Source organism: Marinobacterium weihaiense (assembly GCF_019061305.1).
Taxonomy (GTDB): domain Bacteria; phylum Pseudomonadota; class Gammaproteobacteria; order Pseudomonadales; family Balneatricaceae; genus Marinobacterium; species Marinobacterium weihaiense.
This window is the reverse complement of the sequence record NZ_JAHQZT010000001.1, coordinates 273,401-290,649: the sequence shown is the minus strand read 5'-3', so window position 1 is coordinate 290,649 and position 17,249 is coordinate 273,401. Positions and strand designations below refer to the sequence as shown.

At 56.2% G+C, this 17,249-nt stretch carries 15 protein-coding genes; 10 read left to right on the top strand and 5 right to left on the bottom strand.

Annotation, left to right across the window (positions count from 1 at the left end):
- Positions 1-4: 4 nt before the first annotated feature.
- The 4 genes from ectB to KTN04_RS01395 all read left to right on the top strand — a co-directional run bounded on the left by ectB (position 5) and on the right by KTN04_RS01395 (position 4,207).
- Complete coding sequence (gene ectB, locus KTN04_RS01410; RefSeq protein ID WP_217333415.1) at positions 5-1,279, top strand: diaminobutyrate--2-oxoglutarate transaminase; 1,275 nt, start codon at positions 5-7, stop codon at positions 1,277-1,279.
- Between the two features lie 55 nt (positions 1,280-1,334).
- Complete coding sequence (locus KTN04_RS01405; protein ID WP_217333414.1) at positions 1,335-1,733, top strand: ectoine synthase; 399 nt, start codon at positions 1,335-1,337, stop codon at positions 1,731-1,733.
- A gap of 105 nt (positions 1,734-1,838) precedes the next feature.
- Positions 1,839-3,269 carry an aspartate kinase gene (locus KTN04_RS01400; RefSeq protein ID WP_217333413.1) on the top strand — a complete coding sequence of 477 codons (1,431 nt, stop codon included), beginning with the start codon at positions 1,839-1,841 and terminating at the stop codon, positions 3,267-3,269.
- A complete protein-coding gene (locus tag KTN04_RS01395; protein ID WP_217333412.1) occupies positions 3,257-4,207 on the top strand; it encodes a TPR end-of-group domain-containing protein in 951 nt (316 codons plus the stop codon). Before KTN04_RS01400 ends, KTN04_RS01395 begins: the two co-directional genes overlap by 13 nt.
- 18 nt (positions 4,208-4,225) lie before the next feature.
- Here KTN04_RS01395 and KTN04_RS01390 read toward each other — a convergent pair whose 3' ends face one another.
- Positions 4,226-4,432 carry a PA3496 family putative envelope integrity protein gene (locus KTN04_RS01390; protein WP_217333411.1) on the bottom strand — a complete coding sequence of 69 codons (207 nt, stop codon included), beginning with the start codon at positions 4,430-4,432 and terminating at the stop codon, positions 4,226-4,228.
- 229 nt (positions 4,433-4,661) lie between these two features.
- Positions 4,662-6,398 carry a PHA/PHB synthase family protein gene (locus KTN04_RS01385; protein ID WP_217333410.1) on the bottom strand — a complete coding sequence of 579 codons (1,737 nt, stop codon included), beginning with the start codon at positions 6,396-6,398 and terminating at the stop codon, positions 4,662-4,664.
- A gap of 210 nt (positions 6,399-6,608) precedes the next feature.
- Between KTN04_RS01385 and KTN04_RS01380 the strand changes: the two genes are divergently transcribed.
- From KTN04_RS01380 to KTN04_RS01370, 3 genes are all read left to right on the top strand, one after another.
- Entirely contained in the window at positions 6,609-9,344 is a 2,736-nt protein-coding gene (locus KTN04_RS01380) for a bifunctional acetate--CoA ligase family protein/GNAT family N-acetyltransferase (RefSeq protein WP_217333409.1), read from the top strand.
- Positions 9,345-9,410: 66 nt separating this feature from the next.
- Positions 9,411-10,106 carry an AzlC family ABC transporter permease gene (locus KTN04_RS01375; RefSeq protein ID WP_217333408.1) on the top strand — a complete coding sequence of 232 codons (696 nt, stop codon included), beginning with the start codon at positions 9,411-9,413 and terminating at the stop codon, positions 10,104-10,106.
- A gap of 32 nt (positions 10,107-10,138) precedes the next feature.
- Positions 10,139-10,411, top strand: a complete 273-nt coding sequence (locus tag KTN04_RS01370; RefSeq protein WP_254262282.1) for an AzlD domain-containing protein — start codon at positions 10,139-10,141, stop codon at positions 10,409-10,411.
- Here the strand turns inward: KTN04_RS01370 and KTN04_RS01365 are convergent, their stop codons facing one another.
- Positions 10,412-10,696, bottom strand: a complete 285-nt coding sequence (locus KTN04_RS01365) for an ArsR/SmtB family transcription factor (protein WP_254262306.1) — start codon at positions 10,694-10,696, stop codon at positions 10,412-10,414.
- 361 nt (positions 10,697-11,057) lie between these two features.
- On the opposite strand from KTN04_RS01365, the gene KTN04_RS01360 reads away from it, so the two are divergent.
- A complete protein-coding gene (locus tag KTN04_RS01360) occupies positions 11,058-12,461 on the top strand; it encodes a solute carrier family 23 protein (RefSeq protein ID WP_217333406.1) in 1,404 nt (467 codons plus the stop codon).
- Positions 12,462-12,473: 12 nt separating this feature from the next.
- Here KTN04_RS01360 and KTN04_RS17245 read toward each other — a convergent pair whose 3' ends face one another.
- Positions 12,474-13,757 carry a GGDEF domain-containing protein gene (locus KTN04_RS17245; RefSeq protein WP_217333405.1) on the bottom strand — a complete coding sequence of 428 codons (1,284 nt, stop codon included), beginning with the start codon at positions 13,755-13,757 and terminating at the stop codon, positions 12,474-12,476.
- Between the two features lie 158 nt (positions 13,758-13,915).
- Between KTN04_RS17245 and KTN04_RS01350 the strand changes: the two genes are divergently transcribed.
- Positions 13,916-14,854, top strand: a complete 939-nt coding sequence (locus KTN04_RS01350) for a universal stress protein (protein WP_217333404.1) — start codon at positions 13,916-13,918, stop codon at positions 14,852-14,854.
- Between the two features lie 22 nt (positions 14,855-14,876).
- On the opposite strand, the gene xthA is transcribed toward KTN04_RS01350, so the two are convergent.
- Positions 14,877-15,692, bottom strand: a complete 816-nt coding sequence (gene xthA / locus KTN04_RS01345) for an exodeoxyribonuclease III (protein ID WP_217333403.1) — start codon at positions 15,690-15,692, stop codon at positions 14,877-14,879.
- A 184-nt stretch (positions 15,693-15,876) separates the two neighbouring features.
- Between xthA and gor the strand changes: the two genes are divergently transcribed.
- A complete protein-coding gene (gor, locus tag KTN04_RS01340; protein WP_217333402.1) occupies positions 15,877-17,232 on the top strand; it encodes a glutathione-disulfide reductase in 1,356 nt (451 codons plus the stop codon).
- Positions 17,233-17,249: the final 17 nt, after the last annotated feature.

Below are 17,249 nucleotides of genomic sequence, written 5' to 3'. Positions count from 1 at the left end.
ATCGATGAATATTTTCCAGAAAACTGAATCTGAAGTTCGTACATACAGCCGTTCTTTTCCGGTTACCTTCAGCAAGGCTAAAGGTGCTGTACTGACAACCGAAGACGGTAAGGAGTATGTCGATTTCCTCGCCGGTGCCGGTACACTCAACTACGGCCACAACAATGATGAGCTGAAGCAGGCACTGATCGATTACATCACTGAAGACGGTCTTACACATGGCCTGGATATGCAGTCCGTGGCCAAGGAAAATTTCCTGCATACTTTCCGTGACCTGATTCTCGAGCCGCGTGGCATGGGTGATTTCAAAGTGATGTTTACCGGTCCGACCGGTACCAACTGTGTTGAAGCGGCGATGAAGTTGGCGCGTAAGGTCAAGAAGCGCAGCAACATCATCTCGTTCACCAATGGTTTTCACGGTGTGACCGGCGGTGCACTGGCCGCTACCGGCAACCAGCACCACCGCGGCGGCATGGGCACTTCCATGCCGGACATTACGCGCATGCCGTTCGATGGTTACCTGGGTGAGGGTGTGGATACAACCGAATACCTGGATCAGGTATTAAGCGATCCGAGCAGCGGTGTCGACCATCCTGCCGCCGTACTGGTCGAGACCATTCAGGGCGAGGGTGGCTTAAATGCCGCGTCCTTTGAGTGGCTGCGTAACCTGGAAAAGGTGTGTCGTCGTCACGACATGCTGCTGATCGTGGATGACATCCAGTCCGGTTGTGGTCGTTCAGGCCGTTTCTTTAGCTTTGAAGAAGTAGGCATCAAACCGGACATTGTTACCCTGTCCAAATCCCTGAGTGCCTATGGCCTGCCGTTTGCCGTCACCATTTTCCGTCCAGAGTTGGATGTGTGGAGCCCGGGTGAGCATAACGGCACTTTCCGTGGCAACAACCATGCATTTGTCACCGCTGCTGCCGCGTTCAAGACTTTCTGGAGCGATGATCGCTTTGAGAAAGAAGTGCGTCGCAAGGCTGAGAAACTGCGCAACGGTCTGAAAGACATTATTCGTACTCATGGTGCCAAGAGCCTCAAGCTCAAAGGTCGTGGCTTGATGAGCGGTATCGAGTGCCCGGATGGTGATCTGGCCGGAGATGTCATTGCGCATGCGTTTGAGCAGGGTCTGGTCATTGAAACCAGTGGTGCACACGACCAAGTCGTCAAGTGTCTGGTGCCGTTGGTGATCACCGATGAGCAGATCGAGTTTGGTCTCAAGGTGCTGGACAAGTCGTTTGCCAGCGCATTGGAGAAGCGTCAGAGCAAGGCGTCCTGAGGACGCTTTGCACCAATGTCGAGCTGAATACACTCACTGAACAAGAGAAGTTGTAATGATCGTAAGAACACTGGAAGAGTGCGAAAATTCCGAACGTCGAGTAGTATCCCAGAACTGGGAAAGCACGCGCATGCTGCTGAAAGACGACAACATGGGGTACTCTTTCCATATCACCACCATCTATGAAGGCACCGAGACCCATATCTGGTACCAAAACCATTTGGAATCGGTATATTGCATTAGTGGTGAAGGCGAAGTTGAGACCTTGGCAGATGGCAAGATCTACCCGATCAAGCCGGGTACTCTGTATAATCTCAACGAACATGACGAGCACCTGCTGCGTGCCACCAAAGAGATGAAGCTGGCGTGTGTATTCAATCCGCCGCTGAACGGTAAAGAAGTGCACGACGAGAATGGCGTATATCCGCTGGAAGCGGAGACGGTCGAGGCCTGATCGCCCGAGTAAGTGAAACATGCCGGCGAATGCCGGCATGTTTTTATGTCGACCAACATGCCATTCCGGCGCAGGATTACACAAGAGAGGCCAACAGGACATAACATGCATACTGTAGAGAAGATTGGCGGCACTTCCATGAGTCGCTTCAGCGAGCTGATGGATACCATTCTGATTGGTGAACGCACCGGTGAGGAACTGTACAACCGCATCTTCGTCGTATCCGCTTATGGCGGCATCACCAATCTGCTTCTGGAGCACAAGAAAACCGGCGAGCCCGGGGTATATGCTCGTTTTGCCAATGCTGAAAACGAGAGTGCCTGGAGTGAAGCGCTGTCCGAGGTGAAGGCGCGTATGGTTGAAATTAACCAGGAGCTGTTTGGTGATTCCGTGGAACGAGCCGAGGCAGATCGCTTCATTACCCAGCGCATCGGTGATGTAGAAGCCATCATGTCCAACTTGCAGCAGCTTTGCTCTCATGGTCATTTCCAGCTGGACGAGCACCTGATGAAAGTGCGCGAAATGCTGGCCGCCATCGGTGAAGCCCACAGCGCGCACAACAGCGTACTCGCACTCAAGAAAGCGGGTGTCAACGCTCGTTTTGTTGATCTGTCCGGTTGGGATCAGCCCAAGCCGCTGTCGTTCGACGAGATGATCGAACACAGTTTCAAGGACATTGATTTCGCGTCAGAGATGCCGATTGTTACCGGTTACACGCACTGCAGCGAAGGTTTGATGCGAACCTTTGACCGTGGTTACAGTGAAATGACGTTCAGCAAAATTGCTACCAAGACGGGTGCGATCGAAGCAGTAATCCATAAGGAATTTCACCTGAGTACGGCCGATCCGGGCATTGTCGGCCTGGACAATGTCGTGACCATCGGTCGTACCAATTATGACGTGGCCGACCAGCTGTCCAATCTGGGCATGGAAGCGATCCACCCCAAGGCAGCCAAGGGGCTGCGTCAGCAGGAGATCGAGCTGCGCATCAAAAACGCGTTCGAGCCTGAGCATGCCGGTACGGTGATCAGCACGGATTACTGCAGTGCCAAGCCGCAGGTCGAGATCATTGCTGGTCGCCCAAATGTGTTCGGCATCGAAATCTTCGACCAGGACATGCTGGGTGAAGCGCGCTATGACATTGAGCTGTCCCGTCTGCTGCACGACCTCAAGCTATACGTCGTAAACCGTGATTCTGATGCCAACAGTATCACCTATTTCGTGGCCGGCTCACGCAAAATGGTCAACCGTGCCGTACGCCTGATCGGTGAGAAGTATGATGGCGCCGAAGTAGCCTTGCACAAGGTGGCAATCGTATCCGCCATCGGTTCTGACCTGAAAGTGCCGGGTATTCTGGCAAAAACCGTTTCGGCGCTGGCCAAGGCTGGCATCAGCATCCAGGCATTGCACCAGTCTATGCGTCAGGTGGAGATGCAGTGCATTGTCAACCAGGATGACTATGAATCGGCGGTTCGCGCCTTGCATCATGCCCTGATCGAGCAGGAAGACCACGGAGATGTCATATGCGCTGCCTGAGGGTAGTGATGCTGTTGCTGCTGGCGTTGCCGGCAGCACTGTCTGCACAGGAGGCCCCCGACTCGGGGGCCGAGTCCGTTATGGGGCCGGCGTCAGAAGCGGCTCCTGCAGTTACGGACGAGAGCATGCGCGAGCACGTCGAGACGCTTGATGAGCCGCTGTATAACCCGTTCATCGAGCGTTACATGATTGATGAAATCAAGGCGTTGCGTTCTGAAATAGAGCGCCAGCGTGTTGAAATGATTCGGGAAATCACCGATCGCGAATTGAAGGTTGCGAATAGCTCCATTTCGTATGCAACGGATACGGTTACCTATTTCTTCTACCTGATCGCTGCAGCGTCGTCGATTCTCTTGATCGTGGGTTGGAACTCGATCCGTGAAATCAAGGATCGTGTACAGTCCATTGCGGACGAAAAAGTTGGTCGCCTGGTGGAGGAGTACGAGGAGCGCCTGGAGCGAGTCGAGAAGGAGTTGCTACGCAAATCGCGCATCATCCAGGAAAACCAGCACGAGTTGGAAATCACCAACGAGGTTCAAACGCTGTGGGTGAAGGCATCCCAAGAAACCTCCTGGGAGCAGAAGGTGCGCTTGTATGATCGAATACTGGAGTTGCGTCCCGACAACGCTGAAGCCCTGACGTACAAGGCCGATGCAGCACTGGAGCTGAGTGAACATCAGTGGGCCATTTCACTGTGCAACCGTGCGCTGACTGTGGAGCCCGATAGCGGTCACGCCTACTTCCAGCTGGCATGTGCCTATGCCGATCTGGGGGCCAGCCGTATCGCGCTTGATTACCTCAAGCAAGCGGTCAGCATCTCGGATGAATACCGGGAGCAGGCCCGTCAGGAGCAGCGTTTGTTGTCGCTGTCTCAGGAGCCTGATTTCATGTCGGTACTTACGCAGCGTGATGATGAAACAGCCGGCAAGGACAAATAGTCCTGCCGGCTGTGCCGTTTAATCTCGCAAATAGTCAAAGTCGTCGTAGCTGTTACTGATCTGTCGCATCAGGCGACGGTCTTCCATCAGATCTTCGATCTGGCGGCGTCGCTTGCCGTTGTACTTGACCCGGCTACGGCTGACCTCTTCTTCTTCGCTGAACTGTTCAGTCCAGTCATTCAGTTCGTCATCATTGACTTGATCGACACGGAGTTTGGTGCCCATCGCATTCTCTCTCACGCAGGTTCCAGAAAGCGGCGAAGCCGCCGTTCTTATCGTGTGAGGGGAGTCTGTTTCGGCTGGCCTGTAAAAGCTTGCAATTGCAGTGCAGCCCCTCACTCAATGGCGAATATAGATCAGCCGTGAGGGGCTACAAAATAAAATTTTGCTATCAAGATGCCGTAAAAATAACTATCAAGGCAATGGTCCGCCCGTGCGTGCAGGCGGTGTGCGTTCAGCGCTCAAAAACGTAATTTCCAGGCGCCGGGTCAATGGCCGGATAGCCTGCCTCCGCGTTGCCCATGGCGGGCGGCTCAGCCTTCTCGGTGCTGTGCTGGTCGAGCCACTGATTCCAGGGCTCCCACCAAGACCCCTCTCGGCTTTCATGCCGCTGCAGCCAGTCATCAGCGGGGATGTGCTTGTCTTCGGCGGTTTGGATGCCCAGTTGATAATGTCGGCGTGGGTGTCCCGGCTCGCTGACAATGCCAGCGTTATGGCCGCCGCTGGTGAGCACGAAAGTGACTTCGGTATTCATCAGGTCATTGAGTTTGTAAACGGAGCGCCAGGGAGCAACATGATCCTTCTGTGTCGCAACACAGAACACGGGCACCCGGATATCGCGTAGCGAAATGGGACGATCGTTGACCAGAAAACGGCCGCTGGCCAGATCATTGTTCAGGAACAGGCGTCGCAGGTATTCCGAATGCATGCGATAGGGCATGCGGGTGGAGTCGGCATTCCAGGACATGAGGTCGTTCTGGCGCGGGCTTTCTCCTAACAGGTATTCGCTGACAATACGCGACCAGAGCAAATCGTAGGAGCGCAGCAGAGTAAAGGCGCCGGCCATCTGCTGGGTGTCCAGGTAGCCCTTTTCCCACATCATGTCTTCCATGTAGCTAAGCTGGCTTTCGTCAATGAACAGCATCAGCTCGCCGGCCTCGGTGAAGTCGGTTTGAGCGGTAAACAGTGTCAGTGACTGCAGGCGGTCATCGTTGTCGCGCGCCATGGCTGCAGCAGCAATGGTGGCCAGGGTGCCGCCAAGGCAGTAGCCAACAAGATGTATCTTGCGTTCAGGGACGATAGCATTGATAGCCTTGAGCGCTTCCATGATGCCCCGGTTGAGATAGTCGCTCATACCCAGGTCCCGGTCGCGGGCGTCTGGGTTATGCCACGAAATCATAAACACCGTGTGCCCCTTGTCGAGTAGGTAGCGCACCATGGAGTTGTGTTCGGACAGGTCGAGAATGTAATACTTCATGATCCAGGCCGGGGTGATCAGCACCGGTTCGGCGGTTACCTTGTCGGTGGTCGGGGTGTACTGGATCAGCTCGATCAGTCGGTTGCGGTATACCACCTTGCCCGGCGTGCAGGCCAGATTCTTGCCGACGGCAAAAGCCTGGCTGTCCGGGTCCGGCTCTTCGAGCAGGCTGTGCTGCATATCTTCGAGCAGGTTCTGCATGCCCTGCATCAGGCTTTGGCCGCCGGTATTGATGGCCTTCTCAACCACGTGCGGGTTGGTGAGCGGGTAGTTGGTGGGTGAAAACAGATCCAGCCACTGACGTGCCGCAAAGGAAACCACGTTTTCATGGTGCTTGGCCACGCCGGGAATTCCGGTTGTGGCATAGTGCCACCACTGCTCCTGCAGCAGAAAGCTTTGAGCCATGACGTTATAGGGAAAGCGCTTCCAGACCGGGTCATTGAAGCGCCGATCACCCGGCAGAGAGCGGATGAACGGCGCGGCATCCTGGTCGATTCCCGCGCGGGCAGCCCAAAGGGTGAAGGCACTGAACTTGCGCAGGCCATTTTCCACCATTTCGTTCATTTTGCCCGGCGAATGACTGACATGAATGAGCCAATCCATGTAGGCCAGTGTTAATGAAGCAGGGGAAAGACCGCTGGTGTAGCGCCCCTCGATTGCATGGATAACTCGGTCTATGCTGTTCTTGATCTCGGGAAGCGGCATGCGCGTCATGTGAATGTCCTTTCTCTATAACGGGTGCTTTCAGGCCAGCATATCAGCCTGCCAGCGCATAAATAATGAAAAGCGGATGAATAAAATTCACCCAAAGTCCAATTGCGCAAAGCGGCCTGGAAGCGCTTTTGCTGCAGGTGCGAAAAATATAGAATACGCTATCAGGTAAGCCGCCTGAAAGAAATCCGACCGTCAACAAAGGAACACTGAGTGTCGACCAAATACCTCAAGCGTTTTTTCAAACCCCAATCCATTGCCGTATTCGGTGCCTCCGAACGCGAGGACAGCATGGGGGGCGTGGTGCTGCGAAACCTGATTGACAGTGGTTTTCCCGGACGTTTGATGGCGGTAAATGCGCAGGGATATGAAACGGTCAATGGTATTAGCTGTTATCACAGTGTGGCCGATTTGCCCGAAATGCCCGACCTGGCCATTGTATGTGCACCGCCCGAGAGTGTGCCGGGCATCATTCGCAAGCTTGGGGCCAACATGGTCAAGGCGGCGATGATTCTGACCGGTGGCTTGAGTCCGCAGGAAAGTACGCGTGCATTTTCGCTGCGCGAACAGGTGCGTGAAGCGGCACGTCCTTATGGCATCCGTATTTTGGGGCCGGACTGCATGGGGCTGCTGGTGCCGGGGGCCAAACTCAATGCCAGTTACGCGCATGTCAACATACAGAAGGGTAAGGTGGCCTATGTGGGCCAATCCGGACTGATCGGCACAGCCATGATCGACTGGGCCAGCGGTCAGGAGATTGGCTTTTCCCACTTCCTGACGCTGGGCGACGGGGTCGATGTCGACCTGCCGGCCATCATCGATTACCTCTCCACTGAGCCCGCCACCCAGGCGATCCTGTTGCAGATGGACCGCATCATCGGATCAGCGCGCAATTTCGTGTCTGCCGTGCGTGCCGCTTCCCGCAACAAGCTGGTACTGGTGCTCAAGTCCAATATCATTCAGGACGGTCGCTATTCGGTCGAGCTGGCGCCGGGTGTGAGTGATGAAGATCAGGTGTACGATGCCGCTCTGCGCCGGGCCGGTGCCGTGCGCGTGGAAACCTCCGATCAGCTGTTCAACGCACTGGAAACCCTGTCGCGGATGAAGCCCATGCGCGGCGAGCGCCTGGCGCTGCTGTGCAACGGCATGGGCCCCAATGCGCTGGCTTGCGACCGATTGCTGCGCAAGCAGGGCAAGCTGGCGGACATCACCGAGGAAACGCGGCAGGCGCTGGCGGACATCCTGCCCAGCAGCTGGAACGGGCTTAATCCGGTTGATCTGAATACCGAGGCTACGCCCGAACGTTTTGCCGAGGCCACCCGCTTGTTGACCAAGGATCCCAATGTGGATGCTGTGCTGACCATTCACGCGCCGACGCGGATGGCGGCCAGTGTGGCAACCGCCGATGAAGTCATCAAAGTGGCCCGCAAGACCCCGCGCAATGTGCTGACCTGCTGGATGGGGCGTTATTCGGCCATCGAGGCTCGCAATCACTGCAATGCCTCGGGCATCCCCACTTTCATGACCCCCGAAGAGGCGGTCGATGCATTCATGCAGATGGTGGAGTACCACCGCAATCAGGCGGCCATGCGTCAGACGCCGGCGCCTTTTCACCTGCATAACTTACCCAACCGCAAGCGTGCGCGTGCCATGTTGCAGGATGCGCAGGCGAGCGGACGTGACTATCTGCTGCATTCGGAGGCCTGTGATCTGCTGGATCTGTACGAGATTCCGACGCCGAATACCGGCTATGCCGATGATATTCCTGGTGTGGTGGATATCGCTCGACAGATGGGCGGTTCGGTCGCGGTCAAGGCGCTGCATCGCGACAACGTGTACCCCTTCTGCTATGACAATACCTCTCACCAGCGCTGGCGTGACCTGGCGCTGGACCTTTATTCCATCAGCGAGGTGCGTCATGCCACCACCAAGCTGGCGTATCGAGTAGGGGAGAACTACGACGCTGAATCCAGTTACGGCTTTGTGGTCCAGCAGATGAAGCGCGGCTTCCAGTCGATGCAGATCAACGTCGGCATTACCCGTGACCCGGTATTCGGACCGCTGATGCTGTTTGGCGTGGGCGGCTATACCATTGATGTGCTGGCTGATCGCAATATTATGTTGCCGCCGCTGAACTTTGCGCTGGCGCGCCAGCTGGTCAAGCGATCACGTGTCTACAATATCATCGCCGAGAACAGCTATCAGGTGGAGCGGGACGTGGATCACCTGTGTGAACTGCTGATTCGTTTGTCGGAAATGGCAGTGGATCTGCCCGAACTGAAGTGCCTGGAAATCAACCCGCTACTGCTGAACAAGCGCGGGCTGTTGGCGGTTGACTGTGCCGTTTCGCTGGCTGAACCGGCACAGCTGTCGATTTCGCCATACCCAGAATATCTGAGCGAGCAGGTGGCGCTCAAGCGCTCCGGCCGAACCGCGACCCTCAGGGCCATTCGTGGCGAGGATGAACCGGCACACTTGGAGTTCTTCAACTCGCTTAGCCCGGAATCGATCCGGCTACGCTATTTCTACAGCCGTGGCGTGCCCACGCATGCGGAGTTGGCAACCTGGACCCAAATTGATTACGACCGCGAGATGGCATTTATAGTGACCGCTCCGAAACTCAGTGGTGCAGGTTTTGAAACGCTGGGGGTAGTGCGTGCCGTCACCGATGCTGATAATGTACGCAGTGAATTCTCCATTGTTGTGCGTGATGACATGCAGGGCGAGGGCCTGGGTGTGATGCTGATGCAGAAGACGATAGACTACTGCCGAGCGCGCGGAACGCTGCAACTGGTTGGTTCGACCATGCCATCCAACAAGGGCATGCAGGGACTGGCCCGCAAGCTGGGCTTCAAGATCAGCTACAACATGGAAGAAGATGTGATCGACATGAAAATGATGCTCAATGAGCCGACCGAGGACTGGCAGATGTACCGTCTGCAGCACTGAGCTCAAGCGCCTTAATCCAATCCTGCTTTGATTGTTGCCGTCCATCCGGGCGGCAGCTCTGATGATATGAATCCTGAATCCGATACGTCAGCATTGCGGCTGTCTTTGCCCGTGCTGTTTGGTTATATTCCGTTGGGCGCTGCCTTTGGCGTCATGTTTTCCGACCTGGGCTATCACTGGTTGTACGCGATGCTGATGGGCATCGTCATTTATGCCGGTGCCGGGCAGTTTCTGGCCGTGGGGCTGCTGGCCAATCACGCTGGTTTGGTCGAGGTATTTGTCGCGACGTTGCTGGTGAATGCGCGGCATATGGTGTACGGCTTGTCCCTGCTCAGCACCTTGAAGCTTAAGGGGTCCCGGCGCTGGTATCTGATCTATGCCCTGACCGATGAAACCTTTTCCTTGCTGAGCATGCTGCGTACCAGCTGTGACCGCCTGCGTGATCGTCTGCAGTTTCGCATTGCGGCGCTGGACCACTTGTACTGGGTGATCGGCTGCACGCTGGGAGCTTGGATCGGTGGACAGATCGAATTTTCGACCGCCGGTATCGAGTTTACCTTGCCGGCATTGTTTCTGGTGCTGGCAATCGAGCAGTATCGGGCCGTTCGCCGACCGCGGGTGTTTGCGTTGGCACTGGCAATCGGTGTTGTGGCGTTGCTGATCAGTCCCGACAACATGCTGATGCTGTCGATTGCGATGGCAATTTCATTGCTGATTATGGCGCGAGGGGGGGTAGAGTGGACTCGACTGCGTATCTTTTGAGTGTGATTGTTGTTGCGGCGGTGGCAACCTTCATGACCCGTGCCTTGCCCTTTGTGCTGCTCTATCGCTGGGCAGATCATGCACTGCTCAAGCACCTCGGGCGTTACCTGCCGCCAGTGTTGATGGTCCTGCTGCTAATGTATGCACTCAAGGATGCACTGGTGACAGGGCAGCACTTGCTGCCATCTCTGGCCGCACTGGCGGTCGTTGCAGCCCTGCATCTGTGGCTGCGCAATCCGCTGATCAGCATCCTGTCAGGAACAGGGTTGTACATGTTCCTGACGCAGACAGGGTTGCTGGGCTAATCAGGCCGCCGGGCAGAACAGTTCGTGCAAGGTACGTATAATGGTGATGGCGGTGTTGCCATTCAATGAATAGTAAATGGTCTGTGACTCGCGACGGGTGCGCACCAGTCCGTCGCGGCGCAATACGGCCAAGTGTTGGGACAGGGCTGACTGGCTCAGATCCAGACAGCGATTGAGTTCGGATACCGATAACTCCTTGCCATCCAGGTAGCACAGAATCAGCAGGCGGCTGTCGTTGCCAAGAACACGCATCAGCTTGGCAGCGGCGGCGGCGTTCTGCTTCATCATATCCAGACTATCCTGGGGCAGGCCGGGTGCAGTGGTCTGCGAGAACGAAGGCTGATCAGTCACGGTTATCCTCAACGATCTTGTTATTTGCCGACAATACTATCCCATTTGCCCCTTTAATCCCATTTTTCTAATATACGTAGAAAGCATATTTCTATAACACGTTTGTATACTTGAGCTTGGGTTTCTCGCCTTTGAATTTGGGTTTTCCCGTATACTTTAGTTGAAATAGCGACTAAAGTTGATTGTCGACAACTCGACTTGTTTCTCGCCCGCAAGTACTGTCCATTCGCCTCCAAACACACAGGAGTGTTCGGGGTATTTTAAGAACAATACCGTATCGCTTATGGGGAGCACTATGGGACTTTATCGGCGCGAGCATGGAGCTGAACATCCGTTCTGGAAGTTCGGACCCTTTAAAATCCGTTTACCGTTTATTCACTTCCGCTGGGAATGGCCGGAAACCATTCAGGCGCTGATCATGTTCGTGATCGGCATGGCAATGATTCCACTGCTCGAGAAGTACCTGGGCCTACCGTATGACGTGGCGCTGGCATTCGTTGTGGTCTGCGGTATCGGTTTCATGCTGCCCGCTGCGCTTGGGGTACCGATGGTGCCAGGCTGGATTACGCCAGCGATCCCGGTGGTGACCTTGTATCTGGGCAACTTCGAAGTGGGTGAGGAGTCCATTCGTGCCCTGATTGGCCTGCAGCTGGTGGTGACGCTGATCTTCTTCATTCTGGGCATCACCCGGCTGGGCAGCAAGCTTGTTGACATGTTTCCGAACTCGATCAAGGGCGGCATCTTGATGGGGGCCGGCATCGCGGCCATTTCGGGTGAAATTGTTGAAGGCGGTCGCCTGGCAGAAACGCCTATTTCGTTGATCATCGGCGGTGCCGTGACGGGGTACATTCTGTTCTCGCTGTCGTTCCGTGACTGGACCGAAAAGCATCGCTGGGCGCGTATTATCGCCGGTTACGGCATGGTGCCGGGTTCACTGGTGGCCATGGGTATCGGCTGGGCAGTGGGCGAATACCCCATTCCCAACATCGAGTTCGGTATCTCCACGCCGGCATTCGACAAGATGTTGGACTACACCGTGTTTGGTGTAGGGCTGCCGTCTCTTGAGATGATGTGGATGGCGGTACCGACGGCGATTATTGCCTACATCATTGCCTTTGGTGACATCATCGTCGGTCAGAGCCTGCTCAAGCGTGTTGACCACCTGCGCCCTGACGAGAAGATTGAAGTCAACGTTGACCGCGTTCACTTGGTGACTGCGATCCGTAACCTGATGCACTCGCTACTGGCCCCGTATCCGGGCCTGGCCGGCCCGCTGTTTACCGGCGCCATGGCAACAATTGCCGAGCGTTACCGTTATGGTCGCAAGGCGATGGATACCATCTATGGCGGTGTGAGTGTCTTCTGGATTGTCGGTTTTATCGCACTGTTTATCCTGCCGCTGGCGACGTTGTTCAAGCCGGTGCTGCCGATCGCGCTGTCACTGACTCTGCTGATCACCGGTTACCTGTGTATCAGTGTGGGCGTTGAGCAGGTCGATAACGCCACCTCAATGGGCGTTGCCGGTACCATGGGTGTGGTGCTGTCCGTGTACGGTGCCGCCTACGGTCTGGCCGCGGGCGTGATTCTGTATCTGCTGTTCGAGAAGCGCTCCAAAAAGGCGCTGCAGGAGCATGCCGGGGAGGAGCCTGAGGAGCCAATTCACATCGAAGAGCGGGCCGAGGAATACGGCAACAGCTGATTATCGGGCGTATCAGCGTTTACGGGCGAAGTCATTGCGACTTCGCCTTTTTTGTTTGTGGGTGTTTTGACCGGCCTGGCGCAGGCAGTTGCGGCCCGAGCGCTTGGCCTCATAAAGTGCCTCATCGGCACGCTTGATAACAGCGTCAGGGGTTGTTTCGCCCTGGTGCCAGCAAAAGCCGATGCTGATGGTCACATGAACTGTTTCGGTTTCATTGTGTCGGTTGCGCTGTTGTCGTCCGGCTTGATTGTCTTTCGGACGGTTGGGGGTGCGGATTGTGAGTGGGTACACGGCAATGGCTTCACGCAGTGTCTCCAGGGCTTCCAGGGCAGCCTGGGGGGAGCCGCGCCGAAACACCACGGTAAACTCTTCGCCACCGTAACGGAACGCACGCCCTCCCGCCCCTATACGCTGCACCTGCGCGGCCACCATGCGCAATACCTGATCCCCGGTGTCATGACCATAGCGGTCGTTGAACTGTTTGAAGTGGTCAACATCGAGCATGGCTATTCCATACTTTGCACCAGGATTGATCAACTGATGCTCCAGCGCTCGTCGCGCAGGAATACCGGTGAGTGCATCCACAAAGGCCATGGCATAGCCGTGCTCGATTAGTGCGGCCAGCAGCAATGCCTGCCCCAGCAGGTGCAACAGTGCGGAATGGAGGTTGTTGTCGACACTGAACAGCGCGGCCAGCATGATCAGGTTAAGGCTCAGGCAAGGCAAGATGTCTGGGTGCCGCTTGAGGACGGACAATGCCAGCGTGAGCGATAGAACCATCAGCTGCCACCAGAATACCCCCTTGCTGATACTGGTGCCGGCCATGAAAAACTCGATGCAGGCGGCAGGTAGGCGGGGCAGCGCGGTGGCCAGCAGCAGGGGCTGGTACTGCAACAGTAGTGAAAGTGCCACATAGGGTGCCAGCACAAAGAGTGCTCGCATGGCGTTGCATCGAGACCAGACGTTGCAGCCAGGCCGCCATAAAATCCACAGCTGTATAACCGGCCAGATCAGCCCCGTGAAGACCAGTGCAACGTAAGCGGCCGGATGGTTAAGCCCCGCATTGCCAATCAGTTGCAGTAATCCTGAAGCGGCTGCCAAGTGCAGTGCATGCAACAGCAGGCGGCTCTGTTTGAAGCCCGTTGCCAGGAGTGCAACGATGCCACCGAACAGCCATGGCAAGGATACGATGAACAGCATGTATTCTGCTGCCCAAAGCGTGCGGTTGGTCGGAAGCAACAAGGGCAACGGAATCAGCAGCAATAGCAGTAGGCGTAACGCGGTTTTCCTGGTCACCAGTGACTTGAGCTCAAGGTCATGCTAAATCAACATTCTAACATCTAGCGTGCTTGGTGTCGCTTTTGGGATACGCTGATATGGCCCGTTGTTGCATGACTTACGCAAAGTTCTCAGGCGCGCTATGCTGCTGGAAAGATAACCGGCAGGAGAGTGTCATGAATCAGTATGAGCGCATGTTGGTCAGCTTGGGTGAGGACAACCATCGAGGCGAAGTGTTGCAGAAGATGCGTCGCCTGTGCCGGGCCGACAGTCATGTTGAGCTGTTCAGTTGCATCTACTCGTCCGGCCTGTCGGCCAGCCATCTGTTTGCCGATGAGCAGCGTCAGCATGCAATACAATCGGTGCTGCGCAAGGCCGAAAAGGGACTGATGTCACATGTCGACAAGTTGCAGGCGGATGGGACTGAAGCGGGTGCTGATGTCTACTGGGACCGGGATCGGGCTGAAGGTATAGTGCGTAAGGTATTGCGCTATCAGCCGGATCTGGTGATTCATGCCCCCGAGCCGCATGCCAATGCCCTGCAACGCCTGCTGTCGGCACCGGACTGGCGCCTGTTGCGCCAGTGCCCGGCGCCCTTGCTGCTGAGCAAGCGCACCCGCTGGCAGGCGCGCCCGATCATTGCGGCTGCCATAGATCCCTTTCATCTCGATGATGCGGCAGCTGCGCTGGACAAGCGCTTGTTGGAGCATGCCGCGGGGCTGGCTCGGCAGCTGGAAGGCGAATTGCATGTGCTGCACGTGTTCAACACATTGCCGCATTCCGCCATTTTTGATGAGCACATGGTGGTGGATTTTGAGTCGCTGCAGAAAAAGGTACGCCAGGAGCATCGGCAACGCATAGATGCTTTGATCGAACCCTTCGGACTGACAGTCGCTGATCCCTGTGTACATCTGCTTGAGGGGGAGTTACACCAGAAAGTGCCGGCCTGGCTTGAAGAAACACCGGTGGATGTGCTGGTCATGGGCACGCTGGCGCGCGGTTTTCTGGATCGGATGCTGTTGGGCAGTTCGGCGGAGCGTCTGCTGGACCAGGTCGATTGCGATCTTCTGGTGTTGAAACCGGACACCTTTGAGTGTCCGGTTACTGAGTTTTGATGACAGAGTCCGGAGGCGGGTTTCAGGTATCGAACTCGGCCCATATCGGGGCATGGTCGGAAGGCTTTTCCATGCCCCTGAGTTCGTAATCGATGCCGCTGTCGATGCAGGCTTCCACCAGTACGGGGGTCGCCAGAATGGCATCGATGCGCAGTCCGCGCTTGGGGTCGTCGTCGAATCCTCGGCTGCGATAGTCGAACCAGCTGAACAGCCGGTCTTCATCCGGGTGCAGGTGGCGGAAGCAGTCCTTAAGTCCCCATTCATGCAGGCGCGCCAGCCATTCACGCTCTTCCGGTTGGAAGCTGGTCTTGCCAGTGCGCAGCCAGCGCTTGCGGTTGGGTTCGCCGATACCGATATCGCGGTCCTCGGCCGAAATGTTCAGGTCGCCCATCACGACCAGGGGCTGGTCCGGGGTGCAGGCCTCCTGCAGGTGTTGCAACAGATCGGCATAAAAGCGGCGCTTGGCCGGGAATTTGATCGGATGATCGATGTTCTCGCCCTGAGGGAAATAACCGTTGAGTACACGCATGCGTGTGCCGTTGGCGCTGGTGAAATCCGCCATGATCATGCGACGCTGTGCATCCGGTTCGTCAGTGGGAAATCCGTACTGCACGTTTTCAGCGGGCTGGCGTGAAATCAGGCAAACTCCATAATGCGTTTTCTGGCCATGGTAGACCACGTGGTAGCCCAGCGCCTCGATCTGTGCGACGGGAAACTGTTCGTCAGCCACCTTGGTTTCCTGGATGCCAATGACGTCGGGCTGGTGTTTGTCGATCAAGCGCTCAAGCTGGTGCATGCGGGCGCGAATGCCGTTGGTATTGAAAGAGATCAGCTTCATGTCGGACCTGTGGCGATACGTGAATAGGCGCGATATGGTATCAGAAAGCACAGACTTTGCAGGCCTCGCTTCATAGCTTTTCACTATTATCATCTGTGCCGGGTTTCAATTGGGAGCCACCTGTCAGCAGGGGTAGAATACAGGGCTATTAGCGGCCAACAATTAAGGTATTCAAGGAGTTACAGTGGCAGATTTTGATTTTGACTTGTTTGTAATCGGTGCAGGTTCCGGGGGGGTGCGCGCCGGTCGCATGGCGGCAGCACAGGGTGTGCGGGTGGCTGTGGCAGAAGACCGCTATCTTGGGGGCACCTGTGTCAATGTAGGCTGTGTTCCGAAAAAGCTCTATGTCTATGCATCGCACTATGCCGAGAGCTTTCATGAAGCGGCCGGATATGGTCTTGCAGCCGGCGATGTTCGGTTTGATTGGCCGACCTTGCGTGACAACAAACAGCAGGAAATCGCGCGCCTGAACGGCATTTATACGCGCCTGCTGGAAAACGCCGGTTGTACGCTCATCAATGGGCGCGCCGAAATCATCGGCGCGCACGAAGTGCGTGTCGGTGAACAGACCTATAGCGCAGAGCGTATTTTGGTGGCGACCGGGGGCTGGCCTCATGTACCGGATATCGAGGGTCGCGAGCATGTCATCAGTTCCAATGAGGTGTTTGATCTGGAGCAATTCCCGCAGGATGTCATCGTGGTGGGGGGCGGCTACATCGCGGTGGAATTTGCCGGCATCTTCGCAGGCCTTGGGGCGCGGACCGAGCTGCTGTATCGCGGCGATCTGTTCCTGCGTGGCTTCGATCAGGAAGTGCGTGAGTTCACGGCCCAGGAAGTGGCCAAAAAGGGCGTGAACCTCAATTTCAACTGCAATATCACGCGGATCGACAAGCTCGCCGACGGTCGCCTTCAGGCGCAGCTGACCGATGGTCGAACCCTTGAAGCCGACCAGATTCTGTATGCGACCGGGCGAGTGCCTAATACCCGCGGGTTGGGACTGGAAAATGTCAGCGTTGCACAGCATAGCAGTGGTGCCATTATCGTCAACGACAGCTTCCAAAGTACCGTTCCGTCGATTTATGCCATTGGTGATGTGATTGATCGGGTTCAGCTCACCCCCGTGGCCCTGGCCGAAGGCATGGCGCTGGTGCGTCATCTGTATGCCGGGGGCAGCTCGGAAGTGGACTATGAGCTCATTCCGACGGCCGTTTTCTGTCAGCCGAATATCGGCACCGTGGGGTTGACCGAAGAGCAAGCCCGCGAACGGTATGCGCGCATTCAGGTGTTCCGCTCCGAGTTCCGAGCGCTGAAACATACCCTCAGCGGCAGCGAAGAGCGCACGCTGATGAAGATGATCGTGGATGCGGACACTGACCGTGTACTCGGGGTGCACATGGTAGGCGCTGAAGCGGGCGAGATCATTCAGGGGATTGGTGTGGCCTTGAAGGCCGGCGCGACCAAGGCCGTGTTTGACAGCACCATCGGCATTCACCCAACGGCGGCGGAAGAGTTTGTGACCATGCGTGAGCCCGCGCGCTGAGAGCTCCAGCAGCAAAA